Origin of the sequence: Pseudomonas sp. ChxA, from assembly GCF_030263855.1 — a bacterium.
GTDB classification, from domain to species: Bacteria; Pseudomonadota; Gammaproteobacteria; order Pseudomonadales; family Pseudomonadaceae; genus Aquipseudomonas; species Aquipseudomonas fluorescens_CB.
The window spans coordinates 3,937,297-3,956,901 of the sequence record NZ_JARPMK010000001.1; the positions used below are offsets into that span (position 1 = coordinate 3,937,297).

Annotated in this window: 18 protein-coding genes; 13 read left to right on the forward strand and 5 right to left on the reverse strand. The window is 61.3% G+C overall.

What is annotated here, in order from left to right; genetic code table 11:
• The first annotated feature begins 39 nt into the window (after positions 1-39).
• On the forward strand, positions 40-1,350 hold the full coding sequence (locus P5706_RS17585; RefSeq protein ID WP_200434400.1) for an MFS transporter: 1,311 nt from the start codon (positions 40-42) through the stop codon (positions 1,348-1,350).
• Between the two features lie 29 nt (positions 1,351-1,379).
• Positions 1,380-2,468: a nucleoside hydrolase gene (locus P5706_RS17590; RefSeq protein ID WP_285680450.1), complete on the forward strand. Its 1,089-nt coding sequence runs from the start codon at positions 1,380-1,382 to the stop codon at positions 2,466-2,468.
• A 107-nt stretch (positions 2,469-2,575) separates the two neighbouring features.
• Here P5706_RS17590 and pdxR read toward each other — a convergent pair whose 3' ends face one another.
• Positions 2,576-3,943: a MocR-like pyridoxine biosynthesis transcription factor PdxR gene (pdxR, locus tag P5706_RS17595; protein WP_285680452.1), complete on the reverse strand. Its 1,368-nt coding sequence runs from the start codon at positions 3,941-3,943 to the stop codon at positions 2,576-2,578.
• Between the two features lie 131 nt (positions 3,944-4,074).
• On the opposite strand from pdxR, the gene P5706_RS17600 reads away from it, so the two are divergent.
• The 5 genes from P5706_RS17600 to P5706_RS17620 all read left to right on the forward strand — a co-directional run bounded on the left by P5706_RS17600 (position 4,075) and on the right by P5706_RS17620 (position 10,223).
• The gene (locus tag P5706_RS17600) at positions 4,075-4,551 is read left to right on the forward strand and encodes a carboxymuconolactone decarboxylase family protein (protein WP_285680454.1); all 477 of its coding nucleotides are present in this window, start codon (positions 4,075-4,077) and stop codon (positions 4,549-4,551) included.
• Positions 4,541-4,984, forward strand: a complete 444-nt coding sequence (locus P5706_RS17605) for a GNAT family N-acetyltransferase (RefSeq protein ID WP_285680456.1) — start codon at positions 4,541-4,543, stop codon at positions 4,982-4,984. Before P5706_RS17600 ends, P5706_RS17605 begins: the two co-directional genes overlap by 11 nt.
• Positions 4,981-5,574: an FMN-dependent NADH-azoreductase gene (locus P5706_RS17610; RefSeq protein WP_285680458.1), complete on the forward strand. Its 594-nt coding sequence runs from the start codon at positions 4,981-4,983 to the stop codon at positions 5,572-5,574. Before P5706_RS17605 ends, P5706_RS17610 begins: the two co-directional genes overlap by 4 nt.
• A 59-nt stretch (positions 5,575-5,633) precedes the next feature.
• Positions 5,634-6,779, forward strand: coding sequence for a MalY/PatB family protein (locus P5706_RS17615; protein WP_200434406.1), 1,146 nt, complete (start codon positions 5,634-5,636; stop codon positions 6,777-6,779).
• A gap of 93 nt (positions 6,780-6,872) precedes the next feature.
• Positions 6,873-10,223, forward strand: a complete 3,351-nt coding sequence (locus P5706_RS17620) for a hypothetical protein (protein WP_285680461.1) — start codon at positions 6,873-6,875, stop codon at positions 10,221-10,223.
• A gap of 978 nt (positions 10,224-11,201) precedes the next feature.
• Here P5706_RS17620 and P5706_RS17625 read toward each other — a convergent pair.
• Complete coding sequence (locus tag P5706_RS17625; protein ID WP_003173733.1) at positions 11,202-11,417, reverse strand: TOBE domain-containing protein; 216 nt, start codon at positions 11,415-11,417, stop codon at positions 11,202-11,204.
• A 318-nt stretch (positions 11,418-11,735) separates the two neighbouring features.
• On the opposite strand from P5706_RS17625, the gene P5706_RS17630 reads away from it, so the two are divergent.
• The 3 genes from P5706_RS17630 to P5706_RS17640 are packed head-to-tail and all read left to right on the forward strand — an operon-like array spanning position 11,736 to position 14,252.
• Positions 11,736-12,701, forward strand: coding sequence for an aliphatic sulfonate ABC transporter substrate-binding protein (locus tag P5706_RS17630; protein ID WP_285680463.1), 966 nt, complete (start codon positions 11,736-11,738; stop codon positions 12,699-12,701).
• A gap of 10 nt (positions 12,702-12,711) precedes the next feature.
• The gene (locus P5706_RS17635; protein ID WP_285680466.1) at positions 12,712-13,539 is read left to right on the forward strand and encodes an ABC transporter permease; all 828 of its coding nucleotides are present in this window, start codon (positions 12,712-12,714) and stop codon (positions 13,537-13,539) included.
• A complete protein-coding gene (locus P5706_RS17640; RefSeq protein WP_285680468.1) occupies positions 13,536-14,252 on the forward strand; it encodes an ABC transporter ATP-binding protein in 717 nt (238 codons plus the stop codon). Before P5706_RS17635 ends, P5706_RS17640 begins: the two co-directional genes overlap by 4 nt.
• 287 nt (positions 14,253-14,539) lie before the next feature.
• Here the strand turns inward: P5706_RS17640 and P5706_RS17645 are convergent, their stop codons facing one another.
• Positions 14,540-15,460 carry a FecR domain-containing protein gene (locus tag P5706_RS17645; protein ID WP_285680470.1) on the reverse strand — a complete coding sequence of 307 codons (921 nt, stop codon included), beginning with the start codon at positions 15,458-15,460 and terminating at the stop codon, positions 14,540-14,542.
• Complete coding sequence (locus P5706_RS17650; protein ID WP_285680472.1) at positions 15,457-15,975, reverse strand: sigma-70 family RNA polymerase sigma factor; 519 nt, start codon at positions 15,973-15,975, stop codon at positions 15,457-15,459. Before P5706_RS17650 ends, P5706_RS17645 begins: the two co-directional genes overlap by 4 nt.
• 173 nt (positions 15,976-16,148) lie before the next feature.
• Between P5706_RS17650 and P5706_RS17655 the strand changes: the two genes are divergently transcribed.
• Together P5706_RS17655 and P5706_RS17660 are read left to right on the forward strand one after the other, a co-directional pair.
• Positions 16,149-17,114, forward strand: a complete 966-nt coding sequence (locus P5706_RS17655) for a threo-3-hydroxy-L-aspartate ammonia-lyase (RefSeq protein ID WP_285680474.1) — start codon at positions 16,149-16,151, stop codon at positions 17,112-17,114.
• The gene (locus tag P5706_RS17660) at positions 17,111-17,491 is read left to right on the forward strand and encodes a RidA family protein (protein ID WP_285680476.1); all 381 of its coding nucleotides are present in this window, start codon (positions 17,111-17,113) and stop codon (positions 17,489-17,491) included. Before P5706_RS17655 ends, P5706_RS17660 begins: the two co-directional genes overlap by 4 nt.
• Here the strand turns inward: P5706_RS17660 and P5706_RS17665 are convergent.
• Complete coding sequence (locus tag P5706_RS17665; protein ID WP_285680479.1) at positions 17,479-18,105, reverse strand: helix-turn-helix transcriptional regulator; 627 nt, start codon at positions 18,103-18,105, stop codon at positions 17,479-17,481. The genes P5706_RS17660 and P5706_RS17665 overlap by 13 nt on opposite strands.
• Before the next feature lie 70 nt (positions 18,106-18,175).
• Here P5706_RS17665 and P5706_RS17670 point away from each other — a divergent pair, with 70 nt between their 5' ends.
• The gene (locus P5706_RS17670) at positions 18,176-19,279 is read left to right on the forward strand and encodes an alanine racemase (RefSeq protein WP_285680481.1); all 1,104 of its coding nucleotides are present in this window, start codon (positions 18,176-18,178) and stop codon (positions 19,277-19,279) included.
• Positions 19,280-19,605 lie beyond the last annotated feature (326 nt).

A 19,605-nucleotide genomic window follows, 5' to 3' on the forward strand; every position in this document is an offset into this window, starting at 1 on the left:
CTGTATAAAAACCATAAGTCACCGCCAGGAGACACCCCAATGCCCATTGCGAATGCAGCGCCCGCGACCACGGTCGCCGACCCCGTTACCACGCTCTACCACAAGATCACCTGGAAGCTGATTCCGTTCCTGTGTTTCTGCTACCTGGCCGCCTACCTGGACCGCATCAACATCGGCTTCGCCAAGTTGCAGATGCTCGACCAGTTGCACTTCAGCGAAACCGCGTTCGGCCTCGGTGCCGGCTTGTTTTTCGTCGGCTATATCATCTTTGAAGTGCCCAGCAACCTGGTTCTCGAACGAGTCGGCGCGAAGATCTGGATCGCGCGCATCATGATCACCTGGGGCCTGCTCTCGGCCTGCACCATGCTGGTCACCTCCACCACCCAGTTCTATATCCTGCGCTTTCTGCTCGGCGCCGCCGAAGCCGGTTTTCTGCCGGGCGTCTTGTATTACCTGACCACCTGGTTCCCGACGCACCGACGCGGGCGCATCATCGCGCTGTTCATGATCGGCCTGCCGCTGTCGAGCGTCATCGGCGGCCCGCTGTCGGGCTGGATCATGGGCCACTTCGACAACATGGGCGGCCTGCGCGGCTGGCAATGGTTGTTCCTGATCGAAGCGGTGCCCAGCGTCTTGCTTGGCGTGCTGACCTTCTGGGCATTGCCCAATTCCTTCCAGCAGGCCAAATGGTTGTCGGACGAAGAAAAAGCCTTGCTGGAAAGCGAACTGCGCAAGGACGAAGCCGACGCCACCGGCAGCAAGCACAGCTTCCGTGACGGCTTCTTCAACCTCAAAGTGTGGATGCTCGGCGGTATCGACTTCTCGATCCTGCTCAGCGCCTATGCCATGGGGTTCTGGATGCCGACCTTCATCCGCAATGCCGGGGTGACCGACACCTTCCACATCGGCGTCCTCACTGCATTGCCTAGCGTTGCCGCATTGCTGGGCATGCTGCTGATCGGCGCCAGCTCCGATAAACACCGCGAACGTCGCTGGCACATCATCGTGCCGTTCTTCATCGGCGCAGCGGCCATGGCCGCCAGCACGTTCTTTACCCACAGCGTGGTCGCCACCGTGTTGCTGTTCGCCATTGCCTCAGCCGCGATCATCGGCGCCGTGCCGGTGTTTTTCAGCCTGCCGGCAACCTTCCTCAAAGGCACCGCAGCCGCGACCGGCTTTGCCCTGGCCTGTTCGGTGGCGAATATCGCAGGCCTGGTCAGCAACTCGTTGATGGGGGTTGCGATCGACGTCACAGGCAGCAGTGCGGGTGCCTTGTGGTTTTTCGCCGGCTGCCTGATCCTCAGCAGCTTCCTGGTCATCGCCTTGCCGGCGAAACTGGTGAACCGTTAACAACAACAATTTTTTGCGGATGAATCACCATGCAAGGTTTTCTTAAAAGCTGCGCGTTGCTTGTCGCCATCGGCCTGTGTGCCGGTACTGCGCAGGCAGCGCAACCCGCGCCGGAAAAAGTCATCTTCGACACCGACTTCAACGTGCTCAATGATGACGGCCAGGCCTTTATCATGCTCGCGCAGTTGCACGCGCAAAAACGCATCAACCTGCTAGGCATGACCCTGGTCAGCGGCAATGCCTGGGTCGACCAGGAACAGGTCGACGCCCTCAAGGCGGTAGAGCGCATGGGCGTGGAAAAACAGGTCGGCGTCTACTCGGGCGCCGCCTACCCGTTGCTGCATGACTACGCCACCTACGAGGCAGAAAAAGCCCTGTTTGGGTCGGGCTGGCCGGGCGCGTTCAAAAACCCGCGCCCGACTTCACCCGCGCAACTGGTTGCGCCACCGGATGGCCTGGCGAAGCACACCCAACTGCGCAGTGAAACCGCCGCGCAGTTCATCGTGCAAAGCGTGCGGGCCAACCCGCACCAGGTGACGATTCTGGCCGTCGGCCCGCTGACCAACATCGCCCTGGCGATTCGCTCGGCGCCGGACATCGTGCCGCTGATCAAGCGCATCGTGTACATGGGCGGTGCCCTGGAGATTCCGGGCAACACCACGCCGGCGGCGGAATTCAACTGGTGGTTCGACCCGGAGGCCGCGAAGATTGTGTTGCGCTCACCCATCGAGCACGTGATTTTCCCCAACGATGTGTGCGAGAAAGTCACCTTCGACAAGTCGGTGTACGAGCGCGTGATAGCCCAAAAAGGTGCGATTGCCGATCTCTACACACACGAGTTCGGGCCGCTGTTCGACAAAGACCCGAGCTACCACAGCTTTACCTGGGACAGCTTGCCGGCGCTGTTTCTGGTGAGCCCGGAGATTGTCACCGAATCTCGCGATATGTGGGTGGATGTGGACGCCACGTTTGGCGCCGACTACGGCCGGGCGCTGGGCTACAAAAAAGGCGCGCCGGTGGGCACGCAAAAAGCCCAGGTGGTGTTTGGAGTCGATCAGCAGAAATTCTGGGATGGCTACGTCAACCTTGTCACCTTGCCAACCCCCGTAAAACCCTGACGGCTTAAAGCTGAACACGATCTAACTGTGTGGGCGGGCTTGCCGTGGCGAGCAAGCTTGCTTGCGCTGGGGTGCGAAGCGCCCCCAAAAAAGCCGGCTCCCACATTTTACGGGTGACATGCCCGCAGTATCTGCAACAGCCTCAATCCCAGCTCATTAGCCTGTTCCGCCGTCGCCACATTGGTAAAGCCCATCAACAAACCCTGCGCACCTCCCGGTTCAAGGGTCCAAGACGACAATGCGTTAACCGCCAACCCCGCCTCATTGGCGGCTTCGGCAACCACACGATCCGGCACGGGCACCAGCAACCGCGCCAACAGGTTAATCCCCCCGGCCTGTTCATCCACGCGTAAAAAGTCCGCGCAATGCAGTTGCAACGCGGCGACCAAAAAGCCCCTACGCAACGCATACAACTGACGCATCTTCTTCAAATGCCGGGTGAAGTGGCCCTGCTCGAGAAAATCCGCCGCCGTCAGTTGCAACAACTGCGCACCGCGCTGCTGCAAGGCCTCGGCGCTGCGCCCAAACACCTCCACCAATGCCGCCGGCACCACCAGATAGCCCAGGCGCAAGCCCGGAAACAGCATTTTGCTGAAGCTCCCGGCATGGATCACCCGGTCGTGCACATCCTGGCTTTTGAGCGCCGCCAATGGCTGGCCCTGGTAGCGAAACTCACTGTCGTAATCATCCTCCAGCACCCAACTGCCCTGCGCTTGCGCCCAGGCCAGCAAGGCCTGGCGCCGCGCCAGGCTCAACGCCACACCCAGCGGGCTCTGGTGTGCCGGCGTCACAACCGCCAGCCGCGCCTGCCGATCACGCTGGATGCCCTGCTCAACATCCAGCCCTTCACGGTCGACCGGTACCGGCACCAGCTCAACCCCTTGATGAATCAACAACTGCCGTGCATGCACGTAGCCCGGGTCTTCGTACCAACAACGCTGCCCGGCCATTTGCAGTGCATCGCACAACAGCGTCAGCGAGCCGGCATACCCCGAACAGATAAATACCTGTTGGGGCGTGCACTCCACGCCCCGGTACAACGCGAGATAGCTGGCAATCGCCACGCGCAACGCCTGGGCGCCGCGCACATCGCCCATGGCCAGGCTGTCGGCGTCGGTGCGGCGTACTTGCTGGGTGACCAGCCGCGCCCAGAGCTTACGCGGGAAGGCATCCAGCGCCGGCTGGCCCATTTGCAAGGCTGGCGGCGCGGATGTCGGCGGCGGTGCAGGCGGTGGGGGCTTCATCGCCACTTGCGGCAATGTCCGCGCAATCACGGTGCCCGCCTGCCCACGCGCCTCAAAAAACCCCTCGCTGACCAGCAGCTGGTAAGCCGCCTCCACGGTCCCACGGGCGATCTTGAGTTCCAGCGCCAGGCTGCGCACCGACGGCACCCGATCACCGGGGCCGAGTTGGCCCTGGTCAATGGCCAGCCGGAAGCGGCGGTAGATTTCCTGATATTTGGGCAATGACGACATCACAAGGGCTCGGCGGAACGACAAGGTGGAGTCTGATCATGTCCCAACCCACTTGTCCAATCATGCCCCTGTCGAACGACCCTGCCACCACCGAAAATGGCGCATCTCTTAACGCAACCCAAGGATCACCCATGAAACACCGTCTCGATTACGGCAACGCCGCCCCTGCTGGTTACAAGGCCCTGGGCGCTGTACACAGCTATGTGCATGGCTGCGGCCTGGAGAAAGAACTGATTGAACTGGTGTACCTGCGGGTTTCGCAACTCAATGGCTGCGCCTATTGCCTGGACTCCCATTCCCGCGACCTGCTCAAGCAAGGCGTGAGCCTGGAAAAGATCATGCTGCTGGCCGCCTGGCATGAAGCCTCGCCGCTGTTCACCGTGCGTGAACAAGCGGCCCTGGCCTGGGCCGAGGTCGTCACCCAGGTGGCGCAAACCCACGTACCAGACTCCGATTACGCCGCCGTGGCCGCAGTGTTCAACGACAAGGAAGTCGCCGACCTGACCCTGGCCATTTCCTTGATGAACGCCTTGAACCGCGTAGCCATCAGCTTTCGCAAAGTACCCGCGGCGGTCAAGGCGCACCTGGAGAACCTCAATGACCAATGAGCACGTCGAATTCGCCCTCATGGAAACCGAGGCCGACTGCGTTGCAAGCTTTGCCGTGATGCAGCAACTGCGCCCGCACCTGACCGACGCTGCCAGTTTCGCCGCCCAGGTTCAGCGCCAACGCCAGAACGGCTATCACCTGCTGGCCGCGCGTGAACATGGCAAGGTCATTGGCCTGGCCGGCTACCGCCTGACGGAAAATACCCTGTACGGCCAGTTCATCTACGTCGATGACCTGGTGGTGGACGCCACCTTGCAGCGCCGACGCCTGGGCGAGCAGTTGCTCGACCGCGTCCGCGCAGAAACCCGCGCACGCGGTTATCGTTACCTGGTGCTGGACACCGGCCTGCATATGGCCCTGGCCCAGCGCTTCTACTTTCGCCAAGGCCTGCTGCCACGGGGCATGCACTTTTCCCAGGACCTGAGCCAATGACCCGCACCCTGCTCCTCAGCTTCAGCCCCCACGGCAAGGCCGCGCAGACCTTCAAGCTGGCCCGTGCCCTGCTCAACGACCTGGTGCCTGGCGCCGACGTCATCGAGCGCGACTACGGCAGCCACGCACTGGCGCCGCTGACCCGTGAATACGCGAATGCACTCACTACGCCTGGCGGCTTGAGTGGCAGCGCCACGGCGTTGTCGGAACAGTTGATCGTCGAGCTGGAAGCCTGCGACCTGTTGATCGTCTGCACGCCGGTGCACAACTTCACGGTGCCGGCGGCGCTCAAGGTCTGGATCGACCATGTAGTGCGCATCCATCGCAGCTTCACCATCAATGCGCAGTTCGAAAAAGTCGGCCTGCTCAACGACCGACGCACCTTCGTGCTGGTCAGCAGCGGCAATGCGCGCAAAGGGCATGAGCCGGACTTTCTCACGCCTTACATGACCACCATCCTGTCTACGGTGGGCATCCACTCGGTAGATTTTGTGTACCTGGGCGCCATGGTCAGGGGTGAAGAAGCGGTCGCCCGGGCCGTGGAGCAGGCACATCGGCAACTGTCGGCGGCAATCAGCACTGGCCTATAAAATTAATGGCGCTAGAATCAGCGCCATTCTTGCACCTGCCTCCCTGATACGAGCCACCCATGAGCTTTGATTTCGACACGATCCACCCCCGCCAAGGCACCGGCAGCACCAAGTGGAACCGTTACCCGCAAGACGTTCTGCCGATGTGGATCGCCGACATGGATATCGCCGCGCCACCTGCCGTACTGCAAGCCCTGCACGCGCGTCTCGACCAGTTGGTCCTCGGCTACAGCGTGGCTGGCGCGGATGTGCGCGAAGCGATCATCGCGGACCTTTGGGCCAAGTACGCCTGGCGCGTACAGCCTGAAGAGTTGCTGTTCCTGCCCGGTGTCGAGCCCGGTTTCAATATGGCCCTGCATGCGTTCGTCAATCCGGGCCAACCCGTGGTGCTGCAAACCCCGAACTACCGGCCGATTCGCCTGGCACCCGGGCACTGGAACCTGCCGCGTATCGAAGTGCCGTTCGAGTTGCGTGGCAGCGAGTACATCACGCCCATGCCCGCCATGCGCCAGGCGCTGAAGGGTGCCGGTGCGTTGCTGCTGAGCAACCCGCACAACCCGGTGGGCAAGGTCTTTACCCGTGAAGAACTGTTAGCCGTGGCCAACGCTTGCATGGACAACGGTGCACTGATCATCAGTGACGAAATCCATGCCGAGCTGTGCTTTGACGGCCGTCGCCATATTCCCACCGCCAGCCTCAGCCCCGAGATCGCCCAACGCACCATCACCCTGATGTCGGCGAGCAAGGCCTATAACGTCGCCGGCCTGAAGACCTGCTTTGCCGTGGTGCAAAACGCCGAAGTGCGCGAGCGCTTCAACAATGCCCGTTGCGGCATGGTCGACAGCGTCAGCCCGTTGGGCCTGGAAGCTACCCGCGCCGCCTATAGCCAATGCAGCGAATGGCTGGATGCGTTGGTGCAGTACCTGCAAGCCAACCGCGACTACCTGCTGCACGCCGTGCAAACCCGCTTGCCCGGCGTGGTGATGCACGCGCCACAAGGCACCTACCTGGCCTGGCTCGATTGCAGCGCCCTGGATCTTGCCGACCCGCAGCAGTTCTTCCTGGAGCAGGCCAAGGTCGGCCTGAGCGCAGGCATCGAATTCGGAGATGACAGCCAGCAATTCGTGCGCCTGAACTTCGGTTGCCCACGATCGATGCTCGAAGAGGGTTTGCAGCGCATGGAACGTGCACTGCGTCACCGCTAAAACGCATTTCACAACTTTTCGCAACGAGTGCCGAACCCTGCTGTTACTGTTTTTGCCGACCCGTCCCACCGGCAACAGCAGGAGTTCCATGGCATGTCGACCCAGCCACTTGATCGCTCGTCCGAGCCCAAAAGCCTTCCGCGCACGCCATCACAATCGGGCGAAGCGTTTGCTGTGTTGCTCAAGAACAGCGCCCATAAAAAAGTCGAACCCCATGACAAGCCGCCATCGGGGCTCGATGCGAGCAAAAAAGACGGTTATGAACGCGCCGCCAGAGACGCCACGCCGCCTGCTGCCCTGGCCGACTACAAGGCCATCGGCCCACCCGATGAGGTGGGCACTGGGCTGATTCGTTATGAAACCCAGGATGGCAAGAAGGTCATCGTCAGCGAGCACGACAGCCCGGAGTTGTTCAAGCAGGTCAGCCAGGACTTCAAGTCACTCTCTGGCGTGGTCGCCAGCCAGAACGCCGGTTATCAGAGCCTGGGCGCCGAAGGCACGGCGCCGGCTGCGCTGGCCGATTACAAAGCCCTCGGCCCGCCGGATGAAACCGGCCCTGGCGTGATCCGCTACGAAACCCAGGACGGCAGCAAGTTCGTGATCAGCCAGCGCGACAACCCCGAGGCGTTCCAAAAAGCCAAGGAGGCCTATGAAAGCTTTAGCGGCCTCTCCAGCAGTGAGGAAGCCGGTTACCGTCGCGCCACCGACAACGAAGTATGGCCACCCTACGGCGGCACGGCGGTAGGCCCGGTGGACGAAGTCGGCCCTGGGCTGATCCGCTACGAAAGCAATGGCGAAAAAGTCGTCGTCGCCCGTGAGGACAACCCCAAGTTGTTCGACTACCTGGCGGGCCTCAACACGGTGTACTCCGACCCCGGCAAAAAAGCCGTGATTGAAGGCGAACTGAACAACGGCGCAGCCCTGGCCGACGCCAACACACCCGTACCGGGCCTCAACGACTACAAGAACTTCAGCTGGAACAACGACCAGAAAGACAGCGTCCTCACCTACGAACTGCAGGACGGCACCAAGGTGGTGGTGTCTGCCGACATCAGCCCCGACCTGTTCAAAAGCGTGGCCACGGCCAACGACACCTGGGCTAAGATCCACACCAGTGAAGACGCCGGCTATAAGCTGGCCGGGCCGAATGACTTCCTGAAAAACACCGACATCACTTTCGGCTCTCCCGATGAGCTGGGCGACGGCCTGATCCGCTATGAAACCAGCGAAGGCAAGGTCATCGTCTCCAAGGAACTGAGCCCACAGCTCTACGATGACGTGCTGGCCAAATGGGAAGCCTTCAGCGCCAGTTCCATCGACGACACCCGCACCAAGCACAACCTGCCCAAGGCCGGTGACCTGGATGTGCTGAACATGGACACCGGCGTGCATTCGGACCCCAAGGACGACAAGTCGCCGACCATGAGCGTCAGTGAGTTGGCCACCACCCAACTGATCGACACCTACCGCGCCGGCGTCAAGGACGGCTCGATCCCCAAGGATGACCCACGGGCCAAGCTGGTGCGCGCCCTGGAAGCCCAGGCCGCGTACCAGAATGGCCATGGCATCACCGGCTATGAAGAAGCCAAACGCCCGTTCAACACTACTTGGCGCGAGTCGGATGACAAGCAAACCGAGCTGAGCGCGGCCGACATGCACGACATCATCGACGGCAAGGCCGTGCAAAAGCAGATCGGCGAGCTGTTCAACGACCCGACCATCCAGGCCGACTACAAGTCGAAAATGGACGACGCGCTCAACAAGCTGCCGAACAAAGATGAGGTCAAGCAGAAGCTGCTCGACCTCACCGCCAACCCCGACTACGTGCTGTACCTCAAAGACCTGCAAGACCAGGGCAAGGCCAGCGACGCGCAAAAAGACTTGAGCGACACCCTCACCTCGCTGTCGCTGTTCGACCCCGAGGCCGCCAGCAAAGCCGCGCAGAATATCCAGGCCGACGGCTTGACCACCGACCTCAATGCGATCCTCTCGGACCCGAGTAAAATCTCCGACGACAACAAGGAGCTGGCGACCAAGGACTTGTTCGGCCTGCTCAAGGGTGTGCTCAAGGGCAACCTGCTCGACCTGCCACGCCGTACCCAGGAAACCCTGGAAAAATTCCTCAATGAGGGGCTGCAAGGCAAGGAGAAATCCGCCGGCGTCACCAAGGCCCTGGAAGAACTTGGCGAGGTCTACAAGAACAGCGGCACCATCAGTGAAGCCGATGTCAAAAAGGCCCTGAGCAAACCCTACATCGCAGTGGCGGACCGCGGCATGCTCGGCGAGGTGTTCAACACCCTCAACAGCAAAGGCATTCTCGGTTCCTTGGGCGCCGGTGTGACGCTGTTTTCGGCGATATACCAGTTGGTAGGCAAAGGCGGCAAACTCGGCGAAACCCCGGCGCAGCGCATGAGCATCGCCAAGGACTTTTTGAGTTTTGCCGGTGGCTCCAGCCACTTCGTGCGCCTGGGTGACAAGATCGGCGAGACCCTCGGCAAAGGCGGCCTGGTGGACTTCCTGGGCCTGGACAAAACCTTGCCGGAAATCTGGGGCAAGGAAGGCGTGACCGGCAAAATGCTGGATTTTGGCCCAGGCGGCGAGATCGACGCCAAGGTCAGCAAGGAAATTTCCGCGGCCCTGGATGCCGTGCCCGACAGTCAGTACGACGGCATCGGCAAGTTGTTTGGCGAAGGCGACACGGCGGTCAAGCAAGCCACCGATGGCCTGGCCACACACCTGGATGACGGCCTGGCTGCCGCCGGTGCGGCCAAGTTGGGCGCGTCCAAGTCGGCGAAAATCGCCGGTTCCGTGATCAAGGTGCTCGGTCCGGCCACGGACATTGCCGGAGGTTTTGCCGATATCGTGCTCGGCGCCTTGGCGATCAAGAGCGGCGTCGCCAGCAAAGACCCGCTGGCCCAGGCGGCCGGTGGCCTGCAAGTGGCCGGCGGCGCGTTCGGCGCCTCGGCCGGGGTACTCGGGGCGGCAGCACTGTTTGGCGCAGGCACGGCAGCGGCATTGACCGGGCCGCTGTTTCTGGTCGGCGTGGTGCTGGCGGTGGTGGGTGGGATCATCGGTTACTTTGTCGACCACAACAAAAAACAGAAGGCCACCAACGCGGAAAACGATTGGTATCGGGGTTTGGCCAACGACGGTTTATTGCAGAGCGATTGGGCGGAAAAGGTCGAGTACGCGCACTACGAAATCCACCATTATCACGGCCGTGACACGCCGACCGATGACAGTATCTTTCGCTTCCAGCAGTCGGAATGGCAGCACTTCGAGGAGACGCCGGGCAAAGGTGGCTCGTCGAGTAATCGGCTGGATGGGGATTTGCACAAGCACTACGAAGACCCGAACACACCGCCAAAGAACTTGCCCAGCGATGCGCCACCGGATAAACCGCAGCCGCACCAACCGGGTGGCGGTGGGCCGCGCATCAACTGATGCATTGGGCAGGTTCCCACACATCAATGTGGGAGCTGGTAAATGTGGGAGCTGGCTTGCCTGATGTGGCGGTTTGTCGGTGTACATATCCGTTGCTGCGGTAACGGCTTCTATTGGTTCCGCTCTTACAGCGGGTCACTTTTGCAAGGACGCAAAAGTAACCAAAAGGTCCTCGCCCCACCACTCGGCACCTCGCTTAGGCTCGGTGTGCCCTCACTCCGGCTTGAATCCGTGGGCCGCCGCGATGGGCCATCCTTGGCCCAGCGCGGCTAACCCGGCGTCCTGCCGGGTTACCCACGGATTCAAGCCTGCGTTCGGCCAGCGTGGTTAACGGGGCGTCTCAGATCAAAATCAAGATCAAGATCTACAGCATGGCGGCCTGAAAGCCGACCTGAGTGGTTGAAGCAAAAGCCAGATCAAGTGCAAGGCAAAAGCCTATCTGAATACACTGAAGAACTGCTTTTCTGTGGGAGCTGGCTTGCCTGCGATGCAGACACCTCGGTACATCAGTTACACAGAGTTGATGCCATCGCAGGCAAGCCAGCTCCCACATTAGACCGGGCATGGCTTTGCTGTTGCTGTTGCTGTTGCTCCGGCCCTTACATCCTTTTCGCTGGCGAAGTCAGCGGTCTTTTGATCTGCGCTTTTGATCTTGATCTGAAATCGCCCCGTCAAACACGATAGCCGGAATTCGCCAGGGATTTGGGGGGTAAACCGGCAGGGATGCCGGTTTAGCCGCGCTGGGCCAAGGATGGCCCATCGCGGCGACCCCCCAAATCACTGGCGGATTGCGGGCATGCCGAGCCTAAGCGAGGCACCGAGTGTTGGGGCGAAGACTTTTTGGTTACTTTTGTGTCTTTACAAAAGTGACCCGCTGTAAGAGCGGAACCATAAGCGGCCGTTACCTAAATAACGGATATGCACCCCGCCAAAAGACCGCCATCACAGCCATCCCAACTCCCACACTTGCGAACACATTTACAGCTTGGCAATCGACACTTCAGTCGACTTCACAAAGGCAATCACTTCACTGCCCACTTTCAATTCCAGGTCACGCACCGAGCGGGTGGTGATCACTGAGGTGACGATGCCGGACGCAGTTTGCACATCAATTTCGGACACCACTTCCCCCAGCAGAATTTCCTTGATCACGCCCTTGAACTGGTTGCGCACGTTGATCGCTTTAATGGTCATGTCGGCTTTCCTTTTGGCTGTTGGGTCAATCCGCACGAATGCGCAGGCCCTCAAAATGCGTTATCGGCACCAACATTAAAAGGAATATATACGTATTTATTTATACGATATGGATATATGCGAGATGTTCGCCTGCCAACAGCCATTCAACACTTTGCCCTCTCCCGCTACAGCCGCACCCATAGAAACCCGCGTAAAGACGCTGCGCACAACATGGCACAGAGACTGCATATTCCTATAAAGCATGATGGAACATGCCATTTCAATTTTCTGAATATAAGAAAAGCCTTCTCTCAACGCCTTGTCTGGAGCTGTTCCATGAAACCCTTTGCTTTATTGAGTGCCTGCGCCCTCGCCCTGTGCCTGCAACCCCAGGCCTTTGCCGCCGAAACCGACCCCGCCCAGGTCAACCTCGATTACGCCTACTATTCGCCCGTGAGCCTGGTGCTCAAGCATTTTGGCTGGCTCGAACAGTCGCTTCCCCACACCAAGGTCGGCTGGGTGCTGAGCCAAGGCAGCAACCGCTCGCTGGAATACCTCAACAGTGGCGGCGTCGACTTTGCCTCGTCTGCCAGCTTGTCGGCAGTGTTGAGCCGCGCCAATGGCAGCCCGATCAAATCGGTGTACGTCTACAGCCGGGCTGAATGGACCGCACTGGTGGTGCGCAAAGACTCGCCGCTCAAAACCGTCACAGACCTTAAAGGCAAAAAAATCGCCGCCACCAAAGGCACCGACCCGTACCTGTTCACCCTGCGCAGCCTGCAACTGGCGGGGCTGAAAAAGGATGATGTGGAGCTGGTGCACTTGCAGCACCCCGACGGCCGCACCGCCTTGGAGAAAGGCGACGTAGACGCCTGGGCCGGCCTCGACCCGCACATGGCCGCGAGTCAGATCCAGGCCGGTTCGCGCTTGCTGTATCGCAATAAAGACTTCAACAGCTACGGCGTGGTCAGCGTCACCGAGCAATATGCCAAAGAACACCCGCAGACCATCACCAAGGTCCTCGGTGCCTATGAAAAGGCGCGTGATTGGGCCGTGAAACACCCGGATGAATTCGCCAAATTGCTCGCCGACGAAGCCGGACTGCCGCTGGAAGTGGCCAAGCTGCAATTGTCGCGAACCGACCTGAGCAACCCGCTGCTGAGCGCCACGGACGTGGCGTCATCCAAGGCCGCCGCGCCGATCCTGGTGTCCGAGGAGTTAGTCCGCCGTGGCGTGGATGTCGACCCCGTGATCGATCAGTTGATCGACACTTCGTTTGGCCAAACCCTGCCCAAGCCTTAAGGGAGGCGTGATGACCGATAAAAGCCAATCACTGCCGCTGTCGACGCCCGTGGTGGTCAACCGCAGTGCCTGGCCGCGACGGCTCAAGGGCCTGGTGCTGCCGGTGCTGATCCTGCTGGTACTGGAGGGCGTGGTGCGCATCGGCTGGCTGCCGTCCTACCAAATGCCGGCCCCCAGCGAAATCGCAGTGACCCTCACCGACCTGGCCGAAGGCGCGTTGTGGAAACACATCAGCGCCAGCCTGCTGCGGGTACTGGCGGGGTTTGCCATCGGTGCCAGCCTGGCGCTGGTGTTTGCCGCCTGGGTGGGTTTGAGCCGTGAAGCCGAAGCGTATCTGGAGCCGACCTTCGCCGGGCTGCGCTCGATTCCGAGCCTGGCCTGGGTGCCGTTGTTGCTGCTGTGGCTGGGTATCGATGAAACCTCCAAGGTCGTGCTGATCGCGATTGGCGCGTTCTTTCCGGTGTACCTCAACGGGGTCGCGGCGATTCGCGATATTGATCGCAAGCTGGTGGAAGTCGGGCAAATGTACGGTTTCAGCCGAGCACGCCTGGTGCGCCGGATTCTGCTGCCCGCCGCCCTGCCCGGCCTGTTCACCGGGCTGCGCAGCGGCTTGAGCCTGGCGTGGATGTTCCTGGTGGCGGCCGAATTGATCGCGGCCACCAAGGGCCTCGGTTACTTGCTCAGCGATGGTCGGGAAACTTCACGGCCAGACATCGTGCTGGCCGCCATTATCGTGTTGGCACTGCTGGGCAAGCTCAGCGATGGCCTGCTCGCAGCGCTGGAGAAACGCTGCCTGGCCTGGCGCGACACCTTCACCGGCCAGGGTGCGGAGCAATGAGTATGCAAGCGTTATTAGCGCTTCGCGTGGCGCGCAAAAGCTTTGCCGGCACTGCGGTGCTGAACACTCTGCAGTTGGCGCTGCAGCCGCGCGAAACCGTGAGCCTGTTGGGGCCTAGCGGATGTGGCAAAAGCACGTTGTTGCGCATCGCCGCCGGCCTGGACACCGACTTCCAGGGCGAACTGCGCAGCCCGGAAGGCGAAGTCGCCTTTGTGTTCCAGGAACCACGGCTGATGCCCTGGCTGACAGTGGAACAGAACATCGGTTTCAGCGATGACAGCCACTACGACAAGGCCTGGGTTACCCAACTGATCGAAGAGGTCGGCCTCACCGGCTTCGCCCAGGCGCTGCCCAAGGCCTTGTCCGGCGGCATGGCGCAACGCGTGGCCATCGCACGCGGGCTGTATTCACGCCCGCAGGTGTTATTGCTTGATGAGCCGTTCAGCGCAGTGGATGCCTTTACCCGCATGAAACTGCAGGACTTGCTGCTGCAACTGGCCGAGCACCATGGAATTGCCTTGCTGTTGGTGACCCATGATGTCGACGAGGCGCTGTACTTGAGTGACCGGGTGCTGGTGATGGACAACCGGCCGAGCAGTATTCGCCAGGAACTGGCAGTCGACCTGCCACACCCACGGGACCGACGTGACCCGGTGCTGGCGCAGCTCAAGGCACAGTCTTTGACCGAGTTGCAGCGCGCGCATGTGATTTAGGCACTGGGCAATGAGTTGCCTCCCTGAGGCCAGTGGGACTGTTATGCCAGGCCCGCCTGTTGTGGCCAGCTGGCTTGTTGTGGTCAGCAGGCTTGTTTGTGGCGAGCAGGCTTGCCCTGCGTTGGGTCGCGCAGCGGCCCCTTGGGTTCGCAAAGCAGAACATCTGGAAAATTGCGGTGACTAGTTTGGGGCTGCTACGCAGCCCAACGCAGGGCAAGCCTGCTCGCCACAAACAAGCCTACTAGCCACAATAAGCCTGCTCACCACTACGAGCCTGGTGGCCAGCGTCAAACCAGGGTTCGGCTGAGTGTCACCCAATACCGCGTGCGCGCTCGCACCTCAAACCCCAGGGTCTGGGCCAACAGCGTGAGGATTCGGTCGGTGTCATCCAGGCGAAAGCTGCCGGTGACGCGCAGCGTTTCCAGGCTCGGGTCCCAGCGCAACACGCCAGGGCGGTAACGTTCCAGCTCACGCAGGAACTCCCCTAAGGGTTGGTTCTGTGCGGTCAATACGCCGTCACGCCAGCCCAGTTGCTGCACGTCAAACGCCGCCCTGGCACTCAGCCCGTGAGGCTTTAACGAGGCTTGCTGACCGCTGTTCAACGTCGTCAATTGCCCGCCCAGATCACGCACCTGCACCGCGCCCTTGAACACCGATACCAGGCAACCGGACGCCAATTGCCGCACGCACACGTCGCCCTGGCTCACCTCTACCTGGCCGTAGCGCGTGTGCACGCTGATCGCCGCCGCGCCCGGCACCGTCAGCGCCAACTCGCCGTCCACCAGCGTGATGCGCCGCTGTACGAGGTCAACATCCACCGCCGTCGCCGTGTTGAGCTGCAGGCTGCTGCCATCGGCCAACGGCAGGCGCTTGCGCTCGCCGGTGGCGGTGTGCAAATCAGCTCGCCACGCCTCGATGGGCAACTGCCGGCTGATCAACCAGGCCGTCGGCACCAGGGCCGCCACGCCCAAGGCCCGCTTGAGCAGCGCACGCCGCCCCGCTTGCGGACGGTCGAGGCTGGCCATTGCCACGGCCTGGGGCAAGTCACGCAAGCGCTGGCGCAGCGCTTGGGCTTTCTGCCAGGTCTGTTCGTGCTGAGGGTGGCTGTCGCGCCACGCCTGCAAATTGGCGTTGTCACGCTCGGTGGCCGCGCCGGATTCGAGCAGCGCCAACCACTGCGCCGCAGCACGCGCCACCTCGCGACTCAAAGGTCCACCAACAGGCAATGTTCATAGGCCTGGGCCATGTAGCGCTTGACCGTGCGTTCAGAGACCGCGAGCCGCTCGGCAATCTCGCGATAACCCAGGCCTTCCAACTGGCTCCACAAAAAGGCGCGGCGCACCGCCGGCGGCAAACCGTCGAGCAACTCATCCAGGGCGTGCAGGGTTTCCAGCACCAGCCAACGTTGCTCGGGCGACGGCACACAGGTGTCAGGCAAATTCGCCAGCGCCTTCAGATAGGCCTGTTCAAGGCTGCGGCGCTGATGAAAGTTGGCCAGCAAGCGTTTACCGACGGTCACCAGATACGCGCGTGGCTCCTGCATCTGCGCAATCGGCTGGGCACTGGCCAACACCCGCACAAAGGTGTCCTGGCTCAGGTCCGCCGCATCCCAGGCATTGCCCAGGCGCCGGCGCAGCCAGCTTTCGAGCCAACTGCGGTGGTCGCGGTACAAACTCGACAAGGTCAGTTCACTGGCGTGGTTCGGGGCAACAGCATCAGTCATGGCAAGCAACCTGCGCGGCGCGAGTGAGTCTCAAATGAGATTCATTCTATTTAATATCGCTGCTGATCACCACGCTCTTTTCAACATTGCGTTTATGCCCTGGGTGACAAACCAGTCTTTACTATTTGTCTTGATATGGATATTTTATCCAAGTCCGCCCACGAGGTCCGCCCATGCAATTGCCTGACTATTCAGATGTCGTCGCCGCCGCCCAACGCCTGCAAGGCTTTACCCATCAAACGCCGGTGTTTACCTCACGTACCCTCGACGCTGAAACCGGCGCCCAGGTGTTCATCAAGTGTGAAAACCTGCAGCGCACCGGCTCGTTCAAGTTTCGCGGTGCGTTTAATGCCCTCTCACAGTTTGACGCGCATCAGCGCAAGGCCGGCGTGGTGGCGTTCTCCTCCGGTAACCATGCCCAGGGCATTGCGCTGGCCGCGCAATTGCTCGGCATGCCGGCGACCATCGTGATGCCCACCGACGCGCCCGCTGCCAAGGTGGCCGCCACCCGGGAATATGGCGCCAGCGTGGTGATGTATGACCGCTTCACCGAAGACCGTGAGCAGATAGGCCGCACCCTGGCAGTTGAACACGGCATGACATTGATCCCACCGTATGACCATCCACACATCCTTGCCGGCCAAGGCACGGCCGCCAAGGAACTGCTGGAATTCACCGGCCCTCTGGACGCCCTGTTCGTCGGTCTGGGCGGTGGCGGCATGCTCTCGGGCACCGCGTTGTCGACCCGTGCCCTGGCCCCCGATTGCCAGTTGTTTGGTGTTGAGCCCCATGCAGGCAATGACGGCCAGCGCTCGTTTCAAACCGGCAGCATCGTGCACATCGACACCCCGGCGACTATCGCCGACGGTGCGCAAACCCAGCACCTGGGCGACTGCACCTTCCCGATCATCCGCGACAAGGTCACCGACATTCTCACCGTCTCCGACGCGCAGTTGGTGGCCTCGATGAAGTTCTTTATGCAACGCATGAAAATGGTGGTCGAACCCACCGGCTGCCTGGGCCTGGCGGCGTTGCGCCAGTTGGGTCAGCGGTTCAAGGGCCAGCGCGTGGGCATTATCGTCACTGGCGGCAATGTCGATATTGCGCGCTACGCCGCGTTGCTCAGCGAGGCGCCATGAATATCATCCACACCGAGGCCGCCTCGGCGCCTGCCGGGCATTACGCCCAAGCCGTCAGCCACGGCGATACGCTGTATATCTCCGGGCAATTGCCGGTGAGCGCGGACGGGCGCCACAACCTTGAAGCGTCGTTTGCCGAACAGGCCCAGCTTGCGCTGGCTAACCTGCTGGCCATCCTGAAAGCCGCCGGTGGCTCGCCGCAGGATCTGGTGAAGGTCACGGTGTATGTGGCCGGGGTGCAGCATTGGCCGCAATTCGACCGTATTTACTCCGCCGTGCTGGGCGAGCACCGCCCTGCCCGCGCGGTGGTGCCGGTGCCCGAGTTGCACCACGGTTATCTGGTGGAGATTGAAGCCGTGGCGCGCTACTTGGCGTAGGTGTAGACCGCCGCACGGGACACGCCCAGGTGCGCAGCCACGGTCTCCATGGCCCGACGAATGTCCATGCAGCCCGAGTCCTTGAGCTCTTGCAGCAACAGCCGTCGATCCGCCGCCTTGAGCGCGCGCGGCGTGGTGGCCAGGCGTGCGGCGAACTGGTCGATACGGGTGCGGATCACATCCGCGCCGGACGGCTCGAGGGATTCGATAAGCGTGTCGCCGGTGACCGAGCCAAATTGCTCAAGCATGCCCTGCAGGCCACGGAACAGTGAGAGGTCGACGTTCATGCACAAGGCGGCGACGTACTTGCCGCTGGCGTCCTTGATACCAATCGAGGTGCTTTTGACTTGGCGGCCATCGGCGAACTGATTGCGGTAATTGGCAATGATCTGCGGGTAGTCAGGGTCGGCAATCCGCGCCAGGCCCAACTCGGTGGTCGGGTCGCCCGGCGAGCGCCCGGAGAGGTTGTTATGGATCGCCAGGATCGCCTGCTGCGGGTCGCGCAAATCGTGCAGCACCACTTCGCAGAACGGGCTGAAGGTTTTGCTCAAGCCTTCGGCAATCTGTTCGAGCTGGCTGATCAGGGTGGTTTCTTCGTTAGAGGTCTTTTTCATGCAAGACAACATATCCAGTCCTGGACAGGCCGTCAATTTGGCCACTGTCCGCCCTTGTGGAGCGTTAACCATGGACACCCCAGCAGCATTGCTAGACACGCTGAAAATGCACCGCAACCTCGAGCGCATGCAGCAGCGTGCCGACAGCCTGGGTGTGCATTTGCGCCCCCACGTCAAAACCCACAAGTGCGCCGAAGTGGTGGCTGCGCAGATAGCGGCCGGTGCCCGTGGCATCACCGTATCGACGCTCAAGGAAGCCGAATATTTCTTTGAGCTAGGCATCCAGGACATCCTCTACGCTGTCGCCATGGCCCCGCACAAACTGCCCCAGGCCCTGGCGTTGCGCCGCCGGGGTTGCGCGCTGACGCTGATCACCGACAGCCTCGCCGGCGCCCACGCCATCGTCAATTTCGGCGCCGCGCAGGGTGAAACCTTGGCGGTAATGATTGAGATTGATTGCGACGGCCACCGTTCCGGGGTCAAGCCGCTGGATCCGTTATTGCTCGACATCGCCCGGTTGCTCGGCAAGAGCCTCGTCGGCGTATTGACCCACGCTGGGGAAAGCTACGGGCTGGATACGCCCGAAGCATTGCAGGCCATCGCTGAACAGGAGCGTGCACGCTGCGTTGAAGCGGCGCAACGAATCCGTGCCGCCGGGATGGCTTGTGATCAGGTCAGTGTCGGCTCCACGCCTACCGCGTTGTCGGCCGTCAGCCTTGAAGGCGTGACCGAACTGCGCGCGGGTGTGTACGCGTTTTTTGACCTGGTGATGCACAACATCGGCGTATGCCGCATCGACGAACTGGCCTTGAGCGTGCTGACCACAGTGATCGGCCATCAAGCGGAAAAAGGCTGGATCATCACCGACGCCGGCTGGATGGCCATGAGCCGCGATCGCGGCACGCACGCGCAAAAACGCGACTTTGGTTATGGCCAGGTGTGCGATGAGCACGGTGAATTGATCGCCGGGTTGCTGTTGAGCAGTGCCAACCAGGAGCATGGCGTGGCAAGGTTCGAAGCAGATGGAGTGGATGTGGTGGCGCAATTTCCGCTCGGCACGCGCCTGCGTATTCTGCCCAATCATGCGTGCGCCACGGGGGCGCAGTTCGGCAGTTACAACGCCCTGTTGCACAACGGTGAAGTGCAACGCTGGGAGCGTTTGCGCGGCTGGTAGCCGACCTTCAAGGGCTGTCACAGACCCTGTAGGAGCTGGCTGTATTTCAATTCAAACTCTGCGAGTCTGCCACAGACCCTGTGGGAGCTGGCTTGCCTGCGATGGCGGTCTCCCAGTAACAAATGGGCCAACTGACCCGCCGCTATCGCAGGCAAGCCAGCTCCCACAATTCTGGCTGTATTTCAAATCAAGCTCGACGCGGCTGCCACCGACCCTGTAGGAGCTGGCTGCATTTCAATTCAAACTCTGCGAGTCTGCCACAGACCTTGTGGGAGCTGGCTGTATTTCAAATCAAGCTCGACGCGGCTGCCACAGACCCTGTAGGA

What these genes read in the sequence shown, in the direction of transcription:
- pdxR (WP_285680452.1), bottom strand. Translation starts at nt 3,943, where the DNA reads ATGTCGTCATTGCCCAAATATCAGGAAATCTACCGCCGCTTCCGGCTG.
- P5706_RS17670 (WP_285680481.1), top strand. Translation starts at nt 18,176, where the DNA reads ATGGACACCCCAGCAGCATTGCTAGACACGCTGAAAATGCACCGCAAC.
- P5706_RS17620 (WP_285680461.1), top strand. Translation starts at nt 6,873, where the DNA reads ATGTCGACCCAGCCACTTGATCGCTCGTCCGAGCCCAAAAGCCTTCCG.
- P5706_RS17665 (WP_285680479.1), bottom strand. Translation starts at nt 18,105, where the DNA reads ATGAAAAAGACCTCTAACGAAGAAACCACCCTGATCAGCCAGCTCGAA.
- P5706_RS17605 (WP_285680456.1), top strand. Translation starts at nt 4,541, where the DNA reads ATGACCAATGAGCACGTCGAATTCGCCCTCATGGAAACCGAGGCCGAC.
- P5706_RS17640 (WP_285680468.1), top strand. Translation starts at nt 13,536, where the DNA reads ATGAGTATGCAAGCGTTATTAGCGCTTCGCGTGGCGCGCAAAAGCTTT.
- P5706_RS17635 (WP_285680466.1), top strand. Translation starts at nt 12,712, where the DNA reads ATGACCGATAAAAGCCAATCACTGCCGCTGTCGACGCCCGTGGTGGTC.
- P5706_RS17585 (WP_200434400.1), top strand. Translation starts at nt 40, where the DNA reads ATGCCCATTGCGAATGCAGCGCCCGCGACCACGGTCGCCGACCCCGTT.
- P5706_RS17610 (WP_285680458.1), top strand. Translation starts at nt 4,981, where the DNA reads ATGACCCGCACCCTGCTCCTCAGCTTCAGCCCCCACGGCAAGGCCGCG.
- P5706_RS17630 (WP_285680463.1), top strand. Translation starts at nt 11,736, where the DNA reads ATGAAACCCTTTGCTTTATTGAGTGCCTGCGCCCTCGCCCTGTGCCTG.
- P5706_RS17615 (WP_200434406.1), top strand. Translation starts at nt 5,634, where the DNA reads ATGAGCTTTGATTTCGACACGATCCACCCCCGCCAAGGCACCGGCAGC.
- P5706_RS17660 (WP_285680476.1), top strand. Translation starts at nt 17,111, where the DNA reads ATGAATATCATCCACACCGAGGCCGCCTCGGCGCCTGCCGGGCATTAC.
- P5706_RS17650 (WP_285680472.1), bottom strand. Translation starts at nt 15,975, where the DNA reads ATGACTGATGCTGTTGCCCCGAACCACGCCAGTGAACTGACCTTGTCG.
- P5706_RS17655 (WP_285680474.1), top strand. Translation starts at nt 16,149, where the DNA reads ATGCAATTGCCTGACTATTCAGATGTCGTCGCCGCCGCCCAACGCCTG.
- P5706_RS17625 (WP_003173733.1), bottom strand. Translation starts at nt 11,417, where the DNA reads ATGACCATTAAAGCGATCAACGTGCGCAACCAGTTCAAGGGCGTGATC.
- P5706_RS17600 (WP_285680454.1), top strand. Translation starts at nt 4,075, where the DNA reads ATGAAACACCGTCTCGATTACGGCAACGCCGCCCCTGCTGGTTACAAG.
- P5706_RS17590 (WP_285680450.1), top strand. Translation starts at nt 1,380, where the DNA reads ATGCAAGGTTTTCTTAAAAGCTGCGCGTTGCTTGTCGCCATCGGCCTG.